Source organism: Postechiella marina, assembly GCF_039538365.1.
GTDB lineage: Bacteria > Bacteroidota > Bacteroidia > Flavobacteriales > Flavobacteriaceae > Postechiella > Postechiella marina.
Window position 1 is genome coordinate 189,747 of the sequence record NZ_BAABCA010000007.1, and the last position, 17,234, is coordinate 206,980.

A 17,234-nucleotide genomic window follows, 5' to 3' on the forward strand; every position below is an offset into this window, starting at 1 on the left:
AGTACTTTATGTTTTTATATATTTTTAATTTTCTCAGCCATTAAAGGTCCAAGCTCAAAAGTACTTTCTAATAACTCTTTTTTCAAATTTTTAGCATCATTAAATTTACCATTTGCTTTGTAAACTTTTGCTAAATGAAATAATGTTTCTGGTTCAAAAGTTTTTCCAACAACATATTTTTCCATAACTGCTAAAGCGTCTTTAACATCGCCATGGTTATAATAGGTCCATGCTAATAAATCGTAAGATTGCGGTGTCGGTCTGTTTGCTATTTCTTGGTTTGCAATAGCCAATGCCTTGGCAGATTTTTTTTGATTTTCTGCTAATAATAACGCATTGTACTTATTGTACATGTCTCCGTATAACGGATTACTCACGTCTTTTTGGTACAATTCTAATTCTGTTAATTTTAAATTTTCATCGTTTTTAAATTCTGCAATTTCAGATTTTAAAAGGTGATAATCTGGTGCATTATAACCTTGAGTTACTGCGTTTAAAATACGTAAAGCTTCGTCTGGATTTTTTTCGTAAGAATACACTATCCATGCAATACCCTTTTTAGCATAAGCATCGTTTGGATCTATTTCTAAGGCTTTTAAATAAAAATTATAAGACATCTCTATTAAGCCTGCATGCCCGTAATAATCTGCAAGATTTGTGTACGTCCACTGCTTTGTGCCTGGTAAATTTGATGACTCGGCAATAGCCATTGCTTTATCTAAATACTTTATAGCGCCATCTAAATTACCTTTATGATCTAACCATTTAGACAATCTTATTAAATAATCGAAATCGTTAAAATCTTCAAACGTATTTAAATTTTGTTTAGCCATTTTATAATTACCTAACTCTAAATACACATCGAATAGCATTTTTTGAGTAGACTCTAAGTTTTCGCCAATAGCCTCTGCTTTTTTTAGCAACTCTAAAGAGGATTTAAATTTATGCTGAGAAATATAATTTCTAGCCAGAGCTCTTAAATAACCAGATTTTTTATAGTTGGTAGCTTTATTAGCATCTATTAAATGTTTTTCTGCTTTTATAAGCGACTCTATATTACCAGTTTTGTTAAATAATAAAGATTGAGCTGCTGCTGCTTTAACCAAGTATGGAAATTGATTTGGGTCTTTTTCTAGCTTTTTTTCCCAGAAAGCATAATCTGCCAAAGCAAGTTGCAGCACCTCATCTTTATCTGTTTGTAAATATGTGTTATAATCTAATTGATTTGTAATTTGTTGGTTGTTGTTTTTACAGCTTAAAGCACATACAAACAAGACCATTATTAATATTTTGTTAGGATTCATAATAATAGTTTTTTTAATTTTTGTTAGGTAATAAAAAAAAATCAGAGCATATTAGGTAGTATGCTCTGATTTGAGAGCTTCTACCAAGGTGAAGCTAAATATGGAAATGAGGTCAAAAAGGGTTTATCATTTGCATCTACGTTATCGTCAGACAGTGTTGGGTTTTCAGAGAAATCTTCTCCTCCAAAAATTAATAATAATTCTACTGTAATAACATCGTCTGCTAAAGCACGACCTGTTAAAACGTTAGTCCCGTCATAAAAAGTTGTAGTTCCGTCTAAAGAAACATTTAAAACATCTGTAGCTAAAAGCCCTGTAAATGTTGGAGCATCTAGCATTAATGCATTTTGATCTCCTTCGTTTGCATAAGCAGGACTTAAACCTGTTAAATTGGTTTCGAACATGCTTTGAAATGCTGCATTTTGCTCTGATGGAATTGTAGTGTTAAACGCATCTTTACTATCTGCAGAAACAAAAACAGTATTTACTGCTGGTCTACCCATTTGATCTTCTTGCATATATGTTCCAGAAAAATCTGGTCCGGTTGGCATAACTACATTGTTATCGTCGTCGTTAGAACAGTTAAATGCTAAAACAGAAATAGATAAAGCGAATGTTAATATTTTTATAGTTTTCATAATTTATATCTTAATGGTTATTTATTATTTTCTTTTAGATTCTACCCAAGTATTAATGACACCAGAACCACCAATCATAGATTTTGGAACTTCGACTACGATAGACATAACATTACTTCCTGCAAATGTATCTGCTCCTGGATCGTTAAAGCTAGGGGCATCACCTGCTATTATTTCGCTATATCTAGCAAAGTCCATAAAGAAAGGATCGTCTCTTGGTCCTGCAAAAAATGTCATTCCGTTTAAAGAAGATGTAATAGCATTAGATCCGTAAGGTGTAATATCTACCCAACCACCAGCAGTAGCGGTTGTAGCAATAGTACTTGCTAAACCTGTTTGCGATGGTGCCACTGGCCCAAAAAAGTACATTTTACCATCTCTTGGTATTGCTTGAATAACAAGATCTTCAACCTTATCATCATTGGTATCAATATTAAATTCTACCAATACGTTTTCGTCAAACATAGCTGCACTAGTTGCACTTGGGCTTAATAAACCTTGTACATTAGCTACAAATACTAAATTGTCTTCGTCTTCACCTTGAAAGGCATAAAAATCTGTAATATCACTACTACCTCCTTTTACTGCTGGCGCATCAATATGATCTGCCGCTACTAATAAGAATCCAGCTACCGCTACTATTCCTATTCCTAAAACTTGTTTTAAATTCTTCATAATTTTGAAAATTTTGTTAAATTGTTAATTATTGACTTCACGCATACCTACGAAGTTTTTTTAGGAGCGGTTTTGTTAAAATTATGTTAAAGCGAAAAAAGTGCTAAATATTGGAGATAAAATTTATCTTTACTCTAATTATAATTTGCTAAAAAATGAATCCGTCAGCTAACGGTTGGATAAAAAAACTACTTAAAGAAGTAAAAGGCAAAGATGCTTTTTTTAATTTTAAAGACGATGTGTTTTACAATGCAGCACGGTCTAGTGGTTTTATATATGGTAGCAACATTAATATTATATCGCATATTATTGACAAAGAAGATCTTACAGAAGAAGAAATATGCAAAGTAAACTTACTTATTTCCTTTCTTTATACGCATAAAAACTCAAACTGTAAAGATGATTTTACAGATAGTGTTATTAACTTTTACACTGCTATAAACGAAATAAAAAAATCTTTTTTTAACGATCTTTTTATTGGTAAAAAATCTGAAGAACAGTTAGAAAGAATTATACATAAACGCATTCAAATTGATGCTAACCTTATTACCAAAAACTTTAATTATTTTATAATTAATGCACTTTTATTTGTCGATGTACTAGCTTACAAGCATTATTTAACTCATAAAGACATATCGAAAGATTACATAAAAAATCTAGAAGCTTCTTTAGAGTGCATTACACTTAATGTTTTAAACTCTAAAACGGTTAAAAATAAATATGACGACGGATTAATTAAACTTTTTGAGTCGTCTTTACGTTTTCAAAATAATGCTAATATAGATTATAAAACCGCTATAAATCAATTAGAAACTAGTCTAGAAAAATTTTATATTCTCGATATTGCCTGTATGAGCACTTGGAGCGATCGTGTTATAGACAACAACGAAGCTTTATTTTTAAATATGCTTGGCAAAGATTTAAACCTACATGCTACACGTGTAAAAGAATCTATTGAGGTTGTTAATTATTTTTACTCAACAAACAAAGACAACATAGCCCTTTTAAGCTCTAAAAATATTGTAAAAAGTTTTTACAATAATTCTAGTAAAATGGTAAATAAACTAATTTCGAGAAATAGTAAACGTTTGTATCAAGAGTTAAAAGACAGCAAGGAACTAATGATTCTTATTTCGCAATCTACCGTTAGAGACTTAACCGAAGCCGAAGCAAAAAAAGTACAAGAACAACTACTCGACATTTTTAAATCTATACCAAGTCTAGCCATCTTTTTATTGCCTGGCGGAGCAATATTACTACCACTGGTAATAAAATTTATTCCAAAACTATTACCATCTGCTTTTGATGACAACAGAGTTGAGGAGTAAATAAACTCTTAAAAAAAATCTATTTAAAGGTTATTTTATGTAATTTTCTTGATATAATTTGAAGATTACACATGAAAAACCTGTTAGAAAATAACGAAAACTTAGACCCTGAAGATTGGGAAGCCTCTAAAGCATTAATGCACAAAATGGTAGATGATGCTTTTGACTATGTAAAAAACGTTAGAGATCGTAAAATTTGGCAAAATATGCCTAACGAGGTTTTAGAAACCTTTAAAACTAAATTACCAAAAACACCTAGTAGCAGCGCTTCTGTTTACCAAGAATTACAAGATAATGTATTACCCTACCCTATGGGAAATATTCATCCTCGTTTTTGGGCTTGGTATATGGGAAACGGAACCATATCTGGTGTTATGGGAGATTTCTGGGCCTCTATTTTAAACCCTAATTTAGGCGGAGGCAACCATGCTGCGCATAAAGTAGAAGAACAAGTTATTAATTGGATTAAAGAAATTATAGGTTTTCCTGAAACCGCTAGCGGATTACTTGTAAGCGGTGGCTCTATGGCAAATTACTCTGGCTTAACTGTAGCAAGAAACGTAAAAGCTGGTTACGATATTAGAGCCGAGGGTTTAAAAGAAAACAACCTAGTATTTTATGGCTCGACAGAAGTACATAGCTGCAATACCAAGGCTGTAGAGTTGTTAGGTTTAGGCACAAAAGGCTTAAAAAAAATTAAGGTTAATAATGATTATACCATAAATATTAATGCCTTAAAACAGCAAATTGCTTTAGATAAAGCCAACGGATTGCAACCCATTTGTGTTATTGGTACTTCTGGCACAGTAAACACGGGTGCCATAGACAACCTAAATGCTATTGCAGATATTTGCGAAAAAGAAAACTTATGGTTTCATGTAGATGGTGCTATTGGTGCTATTGCCATGTTATCAAACAAAGTAAAACCGCAACTAAATGGTATTCAAAGAGCTAATTCTGTAGCTTTAGATTTGCACAAATGGCTACATATGCCTTTTGAAGCTGGCTGTGTGCTAATAAAAGATAGTTACGAGCATAAAAACACCTTTTCTTTAATTCCAGAATATTTAGAAAAAAATACACGAGGCTTAGCCTCTGGCGACAATTGGTTTAGCGAGTATGGCTTGCAATTATCTAGACGTTTTAGAGCCCTAAAAGTTTGGATGTCGTTAAAAGAACACGGTAGCGAAAAATTTGGTAGAATGATAACCAAAAACGTAGATCAAGCCTATTATCTAGCCAACCTTATAGAAATACATCCAGATTTAGAACTCTTGGCACCTGTGGGTATGGATATTGTTTGTTTTAGATACAATAATGGTAATAATACATTAAACGAATTAAATGCAATAAATAAAGAAATTAAACTACAAATAGAAGAACGTGCCATAGCACTTCCTGGCTACACCACTTTAAACAACATATATTGTATACGCTGTGCAATTTCTAGCCACCGTGTTACTAATGCAGATTTTGATGACTTAATAACCCACATTTTAAGTATTGGCAAAGCAATTAGTAAATAAGTCATTCACTTTATATTTGAAATAATATAAATTTTGCTTTTTTTCAGTTAGATTTACAACAATATTAACTATCCAACATAAACATACATGAAATCATATTCTATAGAAGACATAAATAATATACTTAATGGTGAATTAATAGGACACACTAGCCAACAAATTGATGGACCAGAACAACTATTAAAAGCTAAAGAGCATCAAATTACTTTTATAGGAAGTAGAAAATATGTTAAACAATGGGCAGACTCTAAAGCTTGTGCTGCTATTATTAACGATAACTTAAATTTAGAACCAGGAGAAAACCGTGCGTTAATAAAGGTAAAAAATGCCGATTTGGCCATGGCAAAAATACTAGAACTTTTTAATCCGCCTGCACCAGTTTTCGAAGCCGATATACATCCTACTGCGGTAGTTCACGAATCTGCAACTATTGGTAATGGCTGTAAAATTGGGGCTAATTGCTATATTGGCAAAGATGTACAATTAGGAAACGGTGTTGTTTTATACCCAAACGTTTGTGTTTTTGACGAGACAACTATTGGCGATAATACCGTAATTTGGTCTGGAACCGTAATTAGAGAACGTTGTATTATAGGAAACCATTGTATTTTTCATACCAATGTTAGTATTGGAGCAGACGGATTTGGGTATAGACCTAGTGATGATGGTCGCGGGCTTGTAAAAATACCACAAATAGGAAACGTAATTATTGGTCATTATGTAGAAATTGGAGCCAATTCTTGTGTAGATCGTGCTAAATTTAGCTCTACTATAATAGGCGATGGCTGTAAAATAGATAACCTCGTACAAGTGGCACATAACAGTGTTATGGGACGTTCTTGTATTATGGCTGGGCATAGTGGTCTTGCTGGTTCTGTAACCCTTGGAGATGGCGTTGTTATTGGAGGTAGCGCATCTATTAAAGACCATACTACACTACATTCTGGTGTTACTGTTGGCGCAGGATCTGGTGTTGTTGGAGATGTGGCTGCAGGAAAAACAGTTCTTGGCTATCCTGCTCAAGATGCTAGAGATATGCTTAAACAATGGGTTGCTGTTCGTCGATTTATGAAAAGTCAGTAAATCTTTAAATACTAAATCTAGTCTTTAAAATTAAAAATAAACATGCAAAAGCAATTATTACTTCATGTTTTTTATAAAGTGCATTATAAATATATTCTTATATTATTTATGTCGCTTTATGGCTGTAATACAAAATTAAAGACTTCTGCCAAGAAAGTGAAAAACCTTTATCCTTCAGAACAATTAAAAATAAAAGATCATAACGATTGGGCTGTTAAACATTACCCAAAACGAATAAAAAAGTTTAAAGAATCTCCTCTTAACTTTGGAGATATTGTGTTTATAGGTAACAGCCTTACCGAAGGCGGAGGAGATTGGAGTAAAAAGCTAAACAATGCACACATAAAAAACAGAGGCATATCTGGCGATAACACCAATGGTGTTTTACAACGTCTTAGCGAAATTGAACACTACAAACCCAAAGCTGTATTTCTACTTATTGGTATTAATGATTTAAATGACAAACTAACCCTTAAACAAAGTCCAAACCCAAAATATGTTGGTCACAATATTTTAAAAATTACAAACAAACTACATAAAGCTATACCAGAAACTAAACTATATGTGCAAACACTTTTACCTGCTGTAGACAGTTTGCTTATGCCACATATAACAACCGTAAACAGCATTATTAAAAATAATGAAAACAAAAACGTTTACGAAGTTATAGATTTACATTCTGCATTTATGGATGCTAATAACACTACCAAAAAAGAACTTTTTAAAGATAGGCTACACTTAAATGCCAATGGGTATAAAGTATGGAGCCATTTTGTAAAAGACTATATCGCAAACTAAAATTTAGAATAGTAAACCATGCCCTCTATTTCTTGGTACTAGAAGCAAAAACTATGTTACTAAACGTTGGTGGATGCTCTGTAATACTACCAGCTCCTTTTTTATTTACCTTAAATGTCACGTCTTTTGTGGTTGTAAATAATAATACAGATAAAAAAGATGTTTTTAAATAAGGTTTTAAGTACATAAAAGCTTCATTTAAAGAAAACTCATTTTCCTGGTCTTCTGTATCTCTAGATTGGTAATGCAATTTAACTAAAACCCTAAAAGCTTCATCAGAATAAATAGGTCTTACAAAAATGTTTTTCAAATTAGGCTTACCTATTGTTTTTGCCATCGTTAATTTAGCAAAACGTTTTTCTTCAACACTTTCTTCAACTTGTTTCCAAAAAAGGATAAACTCATCTTGATACGACATAAACTTATTATTACTAGTAGTATATTTAAGTATCAAAAGTAATACTAATAAATCAATCCTTAGTTATACGAGTTATAAAACCACTATTCACTTTTATTTACTAAATTTAATTGCTTAATTTTCGAATATGAAAAAAGCCCGTTTTATATTATTTATTTGTATTCTAAACATCAATTTTTGTTTCACTCAAAACGAAATAAATATAGATGCTTTAATTGATAACATGACGTTTAAAATTAATTTATACAATTTAAAAACGAATGAAAACATAAAACAACTTACCATAAAACAAACAGATAGTGTTGGTATTAAGTACACCATAGGAGTTTCTACTTTACTAGCTATTGATAATTATCAAATTTTAAATACAGATACGTTTAGTAAATTCCATTACACACCTACTAAACTAGAAACAGATGAATACGTAAAAAATAAAATTAAATACATTATACACAAAGCTGGTTTTCTGGTACCTAAACGCAAAGGCAAGTTAAAAATTAAAGCAAAAACCATTGTTTTAAATATAAAAAAGCCAACGCTAAAAAAAGATATTTTTGGTAGTTCGCTTTACGAACAAACGCTAACCAGAATTAAAATGAAAAATAAAAAGCTTATTTTTCATGCTGAGTAATAGAAAACACCAAATTAAAAAACACATGAAGGTTACAACTGCACAAAACGATAGGATTGCTAAAATGACATTTTCATCGGTTTACCCTCACTATGTAAGTAAAGTAGAAAAAAAAGGAAGAACTATTGAAGAGTTACATCAAGTTATAGAATGGCTAACCGGGTTTAATGTTGATAAAATAAACGAGCTAATAGACGAAAAAGCTACATTTTCGGAATTCTTTAAGCAAGCTAAATTACACCCAAATTCTCACCTTATAAAAGGGGTTATATGCGGGTATCGTATTGAAGATATTGAATTTGAATTAACAAAACAAACAAGGTACTTAGACAAACTGGTAGACGAGCTAGCCAAAGGGCGTAAAATGAATAAAATATTACGAGAAGACAAGTAATACCCTCTACTCCAACCATGTTTTAAAATCTTTAACACGCTCGCGAGCTACAATAACATCCTTATCAGTATACGTTTTTAACTTTATTTGCAATCTAGAATTGGTATAACTTACCATATCTTTTATGGCATTTATGTTTACAAAAAATTTTCTGTTTATTCTAAAAAACGTTCGAGGTTCTAACTCTTTTTCTAAATGCTCTAAAGTAGTATCCAAAAGGTAATTTCTACCTTCGTTCGTGAATAAATATGTACCCTTATTTTCGCTATAAAAACACTCTATATCGTCTATATTTATAAGCTTTAAGTGTTGTCCAACTTTAACCGAAAAACGTTTTTTATAAACTCTATCTATAGGGTTTACTAATAGCTTTTTAATATCGTTAAAATCTAGCGTTACTGCTTGTTTTTGAGGTACACGCTCTTTGTATTTTTTAACAGCTATTTCTAAATCGTCCTCGTCTATGGGTTTTAACAAATAATCTATGCTGTTTAATTTAAAGGCTTGTAGAGCATATTCATCATAAGCTGTAGTAAAAATTATAGCCGATTTAATTTCTATAGTTTCAAAAATCTCGAACGAAAGTCCGTCACTTAACTGAATATCTAAAAAAATTAAATCTGGGTGTTCGTTATTTTGAAACCACTCCAAAGACTCTTCTACAGAATGCAGCATGGTTTCGGCATTTAAATCTAATTTTTTAAGCATACGTTGCAAACGTCTTGCCGATGGTTTTTCGTCTTCTATAATTAATGCATTCATCTTTATAATCCTATTTTTTATGTTCTATTTACTGCTCTACTTGAGGTTTTTATTTACTATTCCCAACGGGTTTTATCTTCGTCTATATATTCTTGTATTTTACGATCTTCCCATTGCCTGCTAAATAGTACATTTTTTCCAAATACACCTATGGCATGGAAACCAAGCCCGATTCCCCAAAAAAAGGCAGTAGAAAAAGTACCAAAGTTCCATATATTTTCTAGCCCATAATTTACCGCTATAACACCTATTAAAAATACATTTACAGCAATATACGATACCAAATGCCAGTAAAAACCTTTAAGTTTGTCTAATCGTTTTTTTGCTCTTAAATATGCATCTTGATTAGAAAATGTACTCGATGTTTTTGATTCTATTCTATGTCGTTTCATAATACCTATGTTTTAGTCCCAGTTTTTTTCTTCTTCTCTAATAAACTCTTCCATTTTACGTTTTTCCCAGCTGTTGCCTAAAAAACGACGACTTACAAAAACTCTAAATGCTTGTATACATAAACCTAAGCCCCAACCAAACATTGGAAACCAAAACCATTGGTAACCCCAGTAAGTATGGTAGTTTATAAATATTAAAAAAGGAATAACTAGGCAGTAAGACATTAGGCTATAGTAAAACCCTTTTAACTCGTCTACATGATTTCGGGCGCGCAAATAAGCATCGTCCATTTCGATTGATGATTGTGTTTTCATAACTGATATTTGTTTAGTAAGCATTGGTATTGACACTGCAAAACTGCTTGCTTCTTTATTAATTAATACTTTTTTATTAGTAAGTAAATCGTAACGTTGGGTAATATTATTTAAACCAACACCGCTACTCTTTTTTACTATTTGTTTAGGTTGTAAATTATTTTGGACAACAAGATTACCATCCTTCTCGTATATTTCTATATGCAATGGTTTACTACTTGTTACCATATTATGTTTTACAGCGTTTTCTAATAATAACTGTAAAGACAGAGGTACAACCTTACTCTCTGCATTAGAGGCTTCTTCTGGCATTTCGAAAACTATACTATCTTCAAAACGCATTTTTAAAAGCGTCATGTAGGTTTTAGCAAATCTTAATTCTTCATTTACAGTTACTAATTCTTTATCTTTTTGCTCTAACACATAGCGATATACTTTAGATAACGAAGTTGTAAACCGTTGGGCGTTATCTGGGTTTTCTTCTATTAAACTTGTTAATACATTTAAACTGTTAAATAAAAAATGTGGATCTAATTGATTTTTTAAAGCATCGAATTTTGCACTTGCAGTACCTGCTATTACTTTTTGTTCTTTTATTCTATTTTGCTGATACTTATTATAAAAATATACAACATGAAATATTATTACTATGGTTAATGTTACCCACATTCCAAAGGAATAATTGCTCCATTTTTGATTTTTTAAAAATATACTAATGCTTTGTTCTTCTAGAGTTAAAGCTGTTAAGAGTCTTAAAACAAACAGTCCCATTAATGTTATAATGGCAGATCCCGTAATACCAATTACAACACGCTTTACTACATCTGTTTTTTTCCATTGGCGCTGCTCTAAATAATCGAAAAAGAACATATTAGAATAACCTAAAACAAAAGAATACAACTGGCAAAAACCAAACTGAATTACAAACTCGCTAATACTATTATAAGAAAACCCGTTTGTTAAAAAACTACTTAAAACAAATATAACACAGCCAATAATTAATGTTATAAAAATATGTTTAACTGATTTTGTCATGGTTTCTTTATTAATTAATTTTAATTTTAATTTTAAACTAAAGTTATTCTTGCTTTAAAGTTAGCAAAAAGTTGTAATGTTTGTGCTAATCTTAAATTAAATAGCCTTACTTGTTTAATGATTATTGCTATTTAATTTCTTATTTTATTCTAGGTAATTTTTAAGGCGGATTTAATGCACCAGAGCCAAATAATATTAAGCTAGACTTTAAAGTTTTCATACTGTTCGTTTTTGATTGATTGATTGATTGATTGATTGATTGATTGATTGATAATTACACTACAAATATCTAACAGCAATACAGATTTAAAAAAAAGGAATACCCCAACTGTAAAAAATTATACCTGAATTGTAAAAACCACATATACAAATATAAAAACAGGTAGCATATACTTATTAAAGTATGTGCTACCTGCTTAATTAAAGACTAAAAAAATAATTAAACTATTTCATTTTAAAGTTTATTGGTAAACTAAATGGTACACGAACGGGTTCGCCTCTCTGCTTCCCTGGTGTCATTCTTGGTAAAATGCTAACAATACGGTGCGCTTCTTTTTCTAGTACTTTATCTGGACCTCTTGTTTTTATTTTTTTAATAGATCCGTCTTTTTCTATAGTAAAAATTACGAATACCCTACCGCTTATCCCCATATCTAAAGCTAATTGAGGGTATTCGAAATTTTTACTTACATGCTGCATAATCATTTTTTGAAAACATGCTCTACGCTGCGATTTTTTAACACCTTCGCAACCAGGAAACACGGGTACATCTTCAATTATTGCAAATGGCACTTCTACATACTCATCGACCTCTGCAACTTCAACATCCGAAACACTAACAATACGTTCTTCAACCACATCTTCTTGACTAATTTCTGTGCTTTCTATAACCGTTTCTTCAACTTCAATTAAATCTTCTACAACTTTAATTTGTTCTGTAACTACTGCTGCAGGTGGTGGTGGCGGAGGTGGCGTATTTAAACTAAGAAGAGGTATTTCTTCTTCAACAACTTCTTCCATACTTAACACATCCAATACAACATCTCTTTTCTCGTAAGTTTTATACTCTAAAGCTTGCCATGATATAAAAAGCATGATATTTAAACCGATAGCGAAATAAAGGCTGCTATTCCTTCCAACCTCTAATTCTGGATTCTTTTTTAGTTTCATAACTCTAACATTTAATACATTAAAATTATTGGAATTCTTAGAATTTAACCATGATAATTATCATATTACCAAAAAATCTATTTTATAACAGTCATATTTATACAAATTACAAATGTGCTACAATAAAAACATATGGTTTTATAATTAACTAAAAACCTAAAAATCAGCTAAAATCAAGTTGTTCTACATTTTATTTAAAAAAATATGTTATAACATTGTAACATATTTAAAGTTTAATATACTTATACAATAACTAAACCACACCATTGAATAAAGAGCTTGAACATAGTTTTGTAGAATTGCTAGAAAAGCATCAAAATATTGTGCACAAAGTTTGCCGACTTTATACAAACAATTATGATGCGCATAACGATTTATTTCAAGAAATAACCATACAATTATGGAAGGCGTATCCAAAATTTAGAGGCGATGCAAAATTTAGTACTTGGATGTATAGAGTTGGCTTAAACACTGCCATTACCCTTTACAGAAAATCTAAACGAACCATTAAAACTCAAGATTTTGAAGGCGTGTCTTTTAAAATAAAAGCAGAGGATTATGACGATACACAAGAAGAACAATTAAAAGTACTATATAAAGCTGTACACCAACTAAATGATATTGAAAAAGCTCTTGTTTTCTTGTATTTAGAAGACAAGGACTATAAAGAAATTAGTGAAACTTTGGGAATTAGTGAAGTGAATGCCCGTGTGAAGATGAATAGAATTAAAACAAAATTAAGAACCATTTTAAATCCGTAAGCCTATGGATGAATTAGACCTATTAAAAAAAGATTGGAACAAAGAGAGTTCTAATCACACCAAAGTATCTGTAAAAGATATTTATGGTATGTTACATAAAAAATCGTCTTCTATTGTAAAAACCCTTTTTTACATAAGTATTGCAGAACTTGCATTTTGGATTATTATTAACACTATACCCTATTTTACATCGGATGATTATCAAGAAAAATTAGATACCATGTTCCCCAACGAATATGTATTTATGGGTATTACCATTTTTAGTTATATAGTTATATTAGTTTTTATCTATTTTCTATATAATGCTTATAAAAACATCTCTGTTACAGATAGTGCTAAAAAGCTTATGGAGAATATTTTAAAAACACGTAAAATAATTAAATACTACGTGCTTTATAACCTTATAATGATGGGTGTATCGCTTGCTTTTGGTTTTTACCTATCGCTGCAACACGATACAAATGTTATTAATAGTATAGAAAGTTTAGGCGAAAATGGCTTAATTATTATTATAACCATTCTTGCTGTTTTTTCAATTATTTTTCTGGTTATTTTCTGGTTATTTTACAAGTTAATTTATGGTATTCTTTTAAAACGTTTAAATCGCAATTACAAAGAGTTAAAAAAGTTAGATTTATAAGTAAATCTTTATTATTAGAAGTGCTAAATAAGTTTTATTTAACTTACAATACTTTTAAGTTTAGTTTTTAAATACAGTTACTAAAAAGGCTTATTTGTTTTCTTTTTTATATGTAAAACCAGCTAAAGCCTCTTTAAAAACACATACAGTATTTTACCTTAAGATAAAACATAAAAAAGCCTGTTTACAATATGTAAACAGGCTTTTTTATTATAAAATTTAAGGGTTACTCCTTCCCTTTTCCTTTTAATTTATTTACTGTATCAAACATAATTGGAGTTGCAATAAATAATGATGAGTATGTACCTACAACTACACCTACAATTAATGCAAACATAAAGCCTCTAATAGATTCTCCTCCAAAAATAAAGATAGCTAATAATACTACTAATGTTGTTAAAGAAGTATTTAACGTTCTACTTAGTGTACTACTTAAAGAAGAATCTACTACTTTTTCGAACTTCCAGTTTGTGTGTTCGTTAAAAAACTCACGAATTCTATCGAAAACAACCACGGTATCATTTAAAGAGTACCCAATTACAGTAAGTATTGCTGCAATAAATGCTTGATCTACTTCCATATTAAATGGCATAAACTTATACGTTAAAGAGAAGATACCTAATACAATTAATACATCGTGAAATACTGCTGCAACTGCACCAAGAGAATATTGCCATTTCTTAAAACGGAATAATATGTATAAGAACACAACAATTAAAGACCCTAAGATAGCCCAGAAAGATGCTTGTTTAATATCATCTGCAATGGTTGGACTTACTTTAAAAGACTCCATTAAACCTACTTGTTTGTTTTCATCATTTAAATCTAAAAACTGCTCGTAGCTAACACCAGCTAAATACGGGTGTAATGTGTTATATAATTTTAATCTAATTTCTTCGTCTACTTCAGCGCTAGCTTCGTTTACTTTGTACTTGGTAGTAATTTTTAATTGGTTAGCATCTCCAACAGTTTTTGCATCGGCACTACCAAAAGCATCTGCCAATTCGTTAGAAATCTCTGAAGCACTTACATCTTGTGCAAAACGCACTTGGTATGTTCTACCTCCAACAAAATCTACACCTTGATCTAATCCTGTAGCAATTAAAGAACCTAAACTAACAAGAATAAAAACACCAGAAATAGCATAAGCAATTTTACGCTTTTTCAAGAACTCGATACTCATGTTTCTAAATAAGTTTTTAGTTGCTCCTGTAGAGAAGTTTAACTGTCCGCCTTTATTTACATACCAATCGATTAACAATCTTGTTATAAAAATAGCTGTAAATAATGATGTTGCAATACCAATTAATAATGTAGTTGCAAACCCTTTAATTGGCCCTGTACCAAATACAAATAAAATTAATGCTGTTAAACCAGTAGTAATGTTGGCATCTAAAATAGATGATAATGCATTACTAAATCCGTCTTTAATAGCTTCTCCTTGTGTTTTACCTTTAGATAATTCTTCTCGAATACGCTCAAAAATAAGTACGTTCGCATCAACCGACATACCAATGGTAAGAACAATACCAGCAATACCAGGTAATGTTAATACAGCACCTAATCCTGATAAAATTCCGAAGATTAATAAAATATTAAATAGCATAGCGATATCTGCAAATCCACCTGCTTTTCCATAATATAAAATCATCCAAACTAATACTAAAGCTAGAGCAATTAAGAATGACATAGAACCGCTATCTATAGCTTCTTGACCTAAAGAAGGTCCAACAACTGTACTAGAAATAATATCTGCAGACGCAGGTAATTTACCCGCACGTAATACGTTAGCTAAATCGATAGCCTCGTTTAAAGTAAAATCTCCAGAAATAGAAGAACGCCCACCAGAAATTGGCCCAGTAGTTACACCTGGAGCAGAATATACTACGTTATCTAAAACAATAGCAATTTGTCCTTGAGTGTTATAAGCTCTACCTGTCATTTCTTCCCAAATCTTAGCACCTTTAGCATTCATTTGCATAGATACTTCAGACTCTCCAGTAGCTCCAAATTCGTTACTCGCATCTGTTACCACTGCTCCACTTAATTCTGGCAAGTTATCTCTATTACCTTTTAAGGCATATAAATCTACTATTTCGCTTCCTTTTTCTGGCTTACCAAAAGCAAATTTTACATAACGTAATTCTGAAGGAATTAAAGCTTTTACTTCTTTAGAGTTTAAATACTCCATTATTGTTGCTTTATCTTTTATTTCGAACTGAGCAACAACTGGTCCGCCTCTATAGCCTTGACCTCTCATTAAATCTAAAATAGGATTAACTGCAGCTACAGCTGTAGAGTCTGTAGTAGCATCACCTAAAAGATCGCTAATTTTAGCATCTGCATCATTTTCTTCATCTGCAGACTCTGCTACCTCTTCTACGCTTTTTGCTGTAACGGTTTGCTTTAAAACTTCGTTTGCTTGGTATAAAAATGGTAAAAATTGTTCGCCTTTATAAGCATCCCAAAATTCTAATTGTGCTGTACTTTGTAATAAACTTGTTGCACGTTCTACATCTTTAACTCCTGGTAACTCTACTAAAATTCGACCAGAATTTCCTAAACGTTGAATGTTTGGAGAGGTTACACCAAACTCATCAATACGTTTACGTAATACTTCGAAAGCAGAAACAATAGACTCGTCTATTTTAGTTCTAATAATTTCTTTTGTTTCGTCATCAGACATATTTCCGTTAATTTCTCCATCTAATGCTTTTGTGTAAAAGATATCTGGAGACGCTAACTTCTTATCACCTTTAATAGCATCAAAAGCCACAAAGAAATCATCTAAATATGTATTCTGGCTATCTTTTTGAAGTTCTGAAGCATCATCTAAAGCTTTATTAAAAAGAGGATCTTTACTGTAATTAGCCAATCCTTTAATAATATCTTTTACAGATACTTGTAATATTACGTTAATACCTCCTTTTAAATCAAGGCCAAGGTTCATCGCTTTTTGTTTTACATCATTATATGTATATTTTGCTATACCAATGTTGTAAACTGTATCTGTTGCAATTGCAGATAAATAATTAGCCTCTTCTGCACTTCTTTTAGAACGGTAATCGTTTTCCGTTTCTGCTATTGCGCTAATAGCTTTTTCTTCTGCTTCTTTTTGAATTTGATTTCCTTTGAATGTAAATGATAATTGGTAAATACTAACCAACCCAAACAAAAGAGCAAATAATTTTACTAGTCCTTTATTTTGCATGTTTTAATTGTTTATTGCCATTTTTTTTAGGCGAGCAAATATAAAATTTACTTTACCATTTGGCACTTTTAATATGTAAAAATGATTTTAAAAACCCAAATAACAGATAGTATTGGGCATTATTTTAAGGTTTGCACTTCTAAATAAAGCACT

Annotated in this window: 15 protein-coding genes and 2 pseudogenes; 8 read left to right on the forward strand and 9 right to left on the reverse strand. The window is 31.1% G+C overall.

What is annotated here, in order from left to right; genetic code table 11:
• Positions 1 to 14: 14 nt before the first annotated feature.
• The 3 genes and pseudogenes from ABD715_RS16250 to ABD715_RS16260 all read right to left on the reverse strand — a co-directional run.
• On the reverse strand, positions 15 to 1,304 hold the full coding sequence (locus tag ABD715_RS16250) for a tetratricopeptide repeat protein (protein WP_344789396.1): 1,290 nt from the start codon (positions 1,302 to 1,304) through the stop codon (positions 15 to 17).
• An 80-nt stretch (positions 1,305 to 1,384) separates the two neighbouring features.
• Positions 1,385 to 2,311: pseudogene (locus ABD715_RS16255) on the reverse strand (DUF4331 family protein).
• Between the two features lie 33 nt (positions 2,312 to 2,344).
• A pseudogene (locus ABD715_RS16260) lies at positions 2,345 to 2,617 on the reverse strand (DUF4331 family protein); the annotation flags it as partial.
• Positions 2,618 to 2,772: 155 nt separating this feature from the next.
• On the opposite strand from ABD715_RS16260, the gene ABD715_RS16265 reads away from it, so the two are divergent.
• From ABD715_RS16265 to ABD715_RS16280, 4 genes are all read left to right on the forward strand, one after another.
• Complete coding sequence (locus ABD715_RS16265; protein ID WP_344789397.1) at positions 2,773 to 3,945, forward strand: LETM1-related biofilm-associated protein; 1,173 nt, start codon at positions 2,773 to 2,775, stop codon at positions 3,943 to 3,945.
• A gap of 71 nt (positions 3,946 to 4,016) precedes the next feature.
• On the forward strand, positions 4,017 to 5,471 hold the full coding sequence (locus ABD715_RS16270) for a pyridoxal phosphate-dependent decarboxylase family protein (protein ID WP_344789398.1): 1,455 nt from the start codon (positions 4,017 to 4,019) through the stop codon (positions 5,469 to 5,471).
• Positions 5,472 to 5,558: 87 nt separating this feature from the next.
• Entirely contained in the window at positions 5,559 to 6,554 is a 996-nt protein-coding gene (gene lpxD / locus ABD715_RS16275; protein ID WP_344789399.1) for a UDP-3-O-(3-hydroxymyristoyl)glucosamine N-acyltransferase, read from the forward strand.
• Positions 6,555 to 6,596: 42 nt separating this feature from the next.
• Entirely contained in the window at positions 6,597 to 7,352 is a 756-nt protein-coding gene (locus ABD715_RS16280) for a GDSL-type esterase/lipase family protein (RefSeq protein ID WP_344789400.1), read from the forward strand.
• A gap of 25 nt (positions 7,353 to 7,377) precedes the next feature.
• Here the strand turns inward: ABD715_RS16280 and ABD715_RS16285 are convergent, their stop codons facing one another.
• Complete coding sequence (locus ABD715_RS16285; protein ID WP_344789401.1) at positions 7,378 to 7,770, reverse strand: hypothetical protein; 393 nt, start codon at positions 7,768 to 7,770, stop codon at positions 7,378 to 7,380.
• Positions 7,771 to 7,897: 127 nt separating this feature from the next.
• Here ABD715_RS16285 and ABD715_RS16290 point away from each other — a divergent pair, with 127 nt between their 5' ends.
• Together ABD715_RS16290 and ABD715_RS16295 are read left to right on the forward strand one after the other, a co-directional pair.
• The gene (locus ABD715_RS16290; protein ID WP_344789402.1) at positions 7,898 to 8,401 is read left to right on the forward strand and encodes a hypothetical protein; all 504 of its coding nucleotides are present in this window, start codon (positions 7,898 to 7,900) and stop codon (positions 8,399 to 8,401) included.
• A gap of 25 nt (positions 8,402 to 8,426) precedes the next feature.
• On the forward strand, positions 8,427 to 8,795 hold the full coding sequence (locus tag ABD715_RS16295; protein WP_344789403.1) for a DUF2200 domain-containing protein: 369 nt from the start codon (positions 8,427 to 8,429) through the stop codon (positions 8,793 to 8,795).
• A gap of 6 nt (positions 8,796 to 8,801) precedes the next feature.
• Here the strand turns inward: ABD715_RS16295 and ABD715_RS16300 are convergent, their stop codons facing one another.
• The 4 genes from ABD715_RS16300 to ABD715_RS16315 all read right to left on the reverse strand — a co-directional run bounded on the left by ABD715_RS16300 (position 8,802) and on the right by ABD715_RS16315 (position 12,469).
• Positions 8,802 to 9,557 (reverse strand): LytR/AlgR family response regulator transcription factor, encoded by a 756-nt coding sequence (locus ABD715_RS16300; RefSeq protein ID WP_344789404.1) that lies wholly within the window; start codon positions 9,555 to 9,557, stop codon positions 8,802 to 8,804.
• A gap of 56 nt (positions 9,558 to 9,613) precedes the next feature.
• Positions 9,614 to 9,949, reverse strand: coding sequence for a 2TM domain-containing protein (locus ABD715_RS16305; RefSeq protein ID WP_344789405.1), 336 nt, complete (start codon positions 9,947 to 9,949; stop codon positions 9,614 to 9,616).
• Between the two features lie 12 nt (positions 9,950 to 9,961).
• Complete coding sequence (locus ABD715_RS16310) at positions 9,962 to 11,299, reverse strand: histidine kinase (protein WP_344789406.1); 1,338 nt, start codon at positions 11,297 to 11,299, stop codon at positions 9,962 to 9,964.
• 444 nt (positions 11,300 to 11,743) lie between these two features.
• Positions 11,744 to 12,469, reverse strand: coding sequence for an energy transducer TonB (locus ABD715_RS16315; protein WP_344789407.1), 726 nt, complete (start codon positions 12,467 to 12,469; stop codon positions 11,744 to 11,746).
• 266 nt (positions 12,470 to 12,735) lie between these two features.
• Here ABD715_RS16315 and ABD715_RS16320 point away from each other — a divergent pair, with 266 nt between their 5' ends.
• Together ABD715_RS16320 and ABD715_RS16325 are read left to right on the forward strand one after the other, a co-directional pair.
• Entirely contained in the window at positions 12,736 to 13,230 is a 495-nt protein-coding gene (locus ABD715_RS16320; protein ID WP_344789408.1) for an RNA polymerase sigma factor, read from the forward strand.
• 4 nt (positions 13,231 to 13,234) lie between these two features.
• Positions 13,235 to 13,870 carry a hypothetical protein gene (locus tag ABD715_RS16325; protein ID WP_344789409.1) on the forward strand — a complete coding sequence of 212 codons (636 nt, stop codon included), beginning with the start codon at positions 13,235 to 13,237 and terminating at the stop codon, positions 13,868 to 13,870.
• Between the two features lie 226 nt (positions 13,871 to 14,096).
• Here the strand turns inward: ABD715_RS16325 and secDF are convergent, their stop codons facing one another.
• Positions 14,097 to 17,081 carry a protein translocase subunit SecDF gene (secDF, locus tag ABD715_RS16330; protein ID WP_344789410.1) on the reverse strand — a complete coding sequence of 995 codons (2,985 nt, stop codon included), beginning with the start codon at positions 17,079 to 17,081 and terminating at the stop codon, positions 14,097 to 14,099.
• Between the last annotated feature and the right edge of the window lie 153 nt (positions 17,082 to 17,234).

Excerpts from the sequence above, each read along its gene's own strand:
- ABD715_RS16315 (WP_344789407.1), bottom strand. The coding sequence starts at position 12,469 with ATGAAACTAAAAAAGAATCCAGAATTAGAGGTTGGAAGGAATAGCAGC.
- ABD715_RS16270 (WP_344789398.1), top strand. The coding sequence starts at position 4,017 with ATGAAAAACCTGTTAGAAAATAACGAAAACTTAGACCCTGAAGATTGG.
- ABD715_RS16290 (WP_344789402.1), top strand. The coding sequence starts at position 7,898 with ATGAAAAAAGCCCGTTTTATATTATTTATTTGTATTCTAAACATCAAT.
- ABD715_RS16285 (WP_344789401.1), bottom strand. The coding sequence starts at position 7,770 with ATGTCGTATCAAGATGAGTTTATCCTTTTTTGGAAACAAGTTGAAGAA.
- ABD715_RS16305 (WP_344789405.1), bottom strand. The coding sequence starts at position 9,949 with ATGAAACGACATAGAATAGAATCAAAAACATCGAGTACATTTTCTAAT.
- ABD715_RS16280 (WP_344789400.1), top strand. The coding sequence starts at position 6,597 with ATGCAAAAGCAATTATTACTTCATGTTTTTTATAAAGTGCATTATAAA.
- secDF (WP_344789410.1), bottom strand. The coding sequence starts at position 17,081 with ATGCAAAATAAAGGACTAGTAAAATTATTTGCTCTTTTGTTTGGGTTG.
- ABD715_RS16265 (WP_344789397.1), top strand. The coding sequence starts at position 2,773 with ATGAATCCGTCAGCTAACGGTTGGATAAAAAAACTACTTAAAGAAGTA.
- lpxD (WP_344789399.1), top strand. The coding sequence starts at position 5,559 with ATGAAATCATATTCTATAGAAGACATAAATAATATACTTAATGGTGAA.
- ABD715_RS16310 (WP_344789406.1), bottom strand. The coding sequence starts at position 11,299 with ATGACAAAATCAGTTAAACATATTTTTATAACATTAATTATTGGCTGT.
- ABD715_RS16300 (WP_344789404.1), bottom strand. The coding sequence starts at position 9,557 with ATGAATGCATTAATTATAGAAGACGAAAAACCATCGGCAAGACGTTTG.
- ABD715_RS16295 (WP_344789403.1), top strand. The coding sequence starts at position 8,427 with ATGAAGGTTACAACTGCACAAAACGATAGGATTGCTAAAATGACATTT.
- ABD715_RS16325 (WP_344789409.1), top strand. The coding sequence starts at position 13,235 with ATGGATGAATTAGACCTATTAAAAAAAGATTGGAACAAAGAGAGTTCT.
- ABD715_RS16250 (WP_344789396.1), bottom strand. The coding sequence starts at position 1,304 with ATGAATCCTAACAAAATATTAATAATGGTCTTGTTTGTATGTGCTTTA.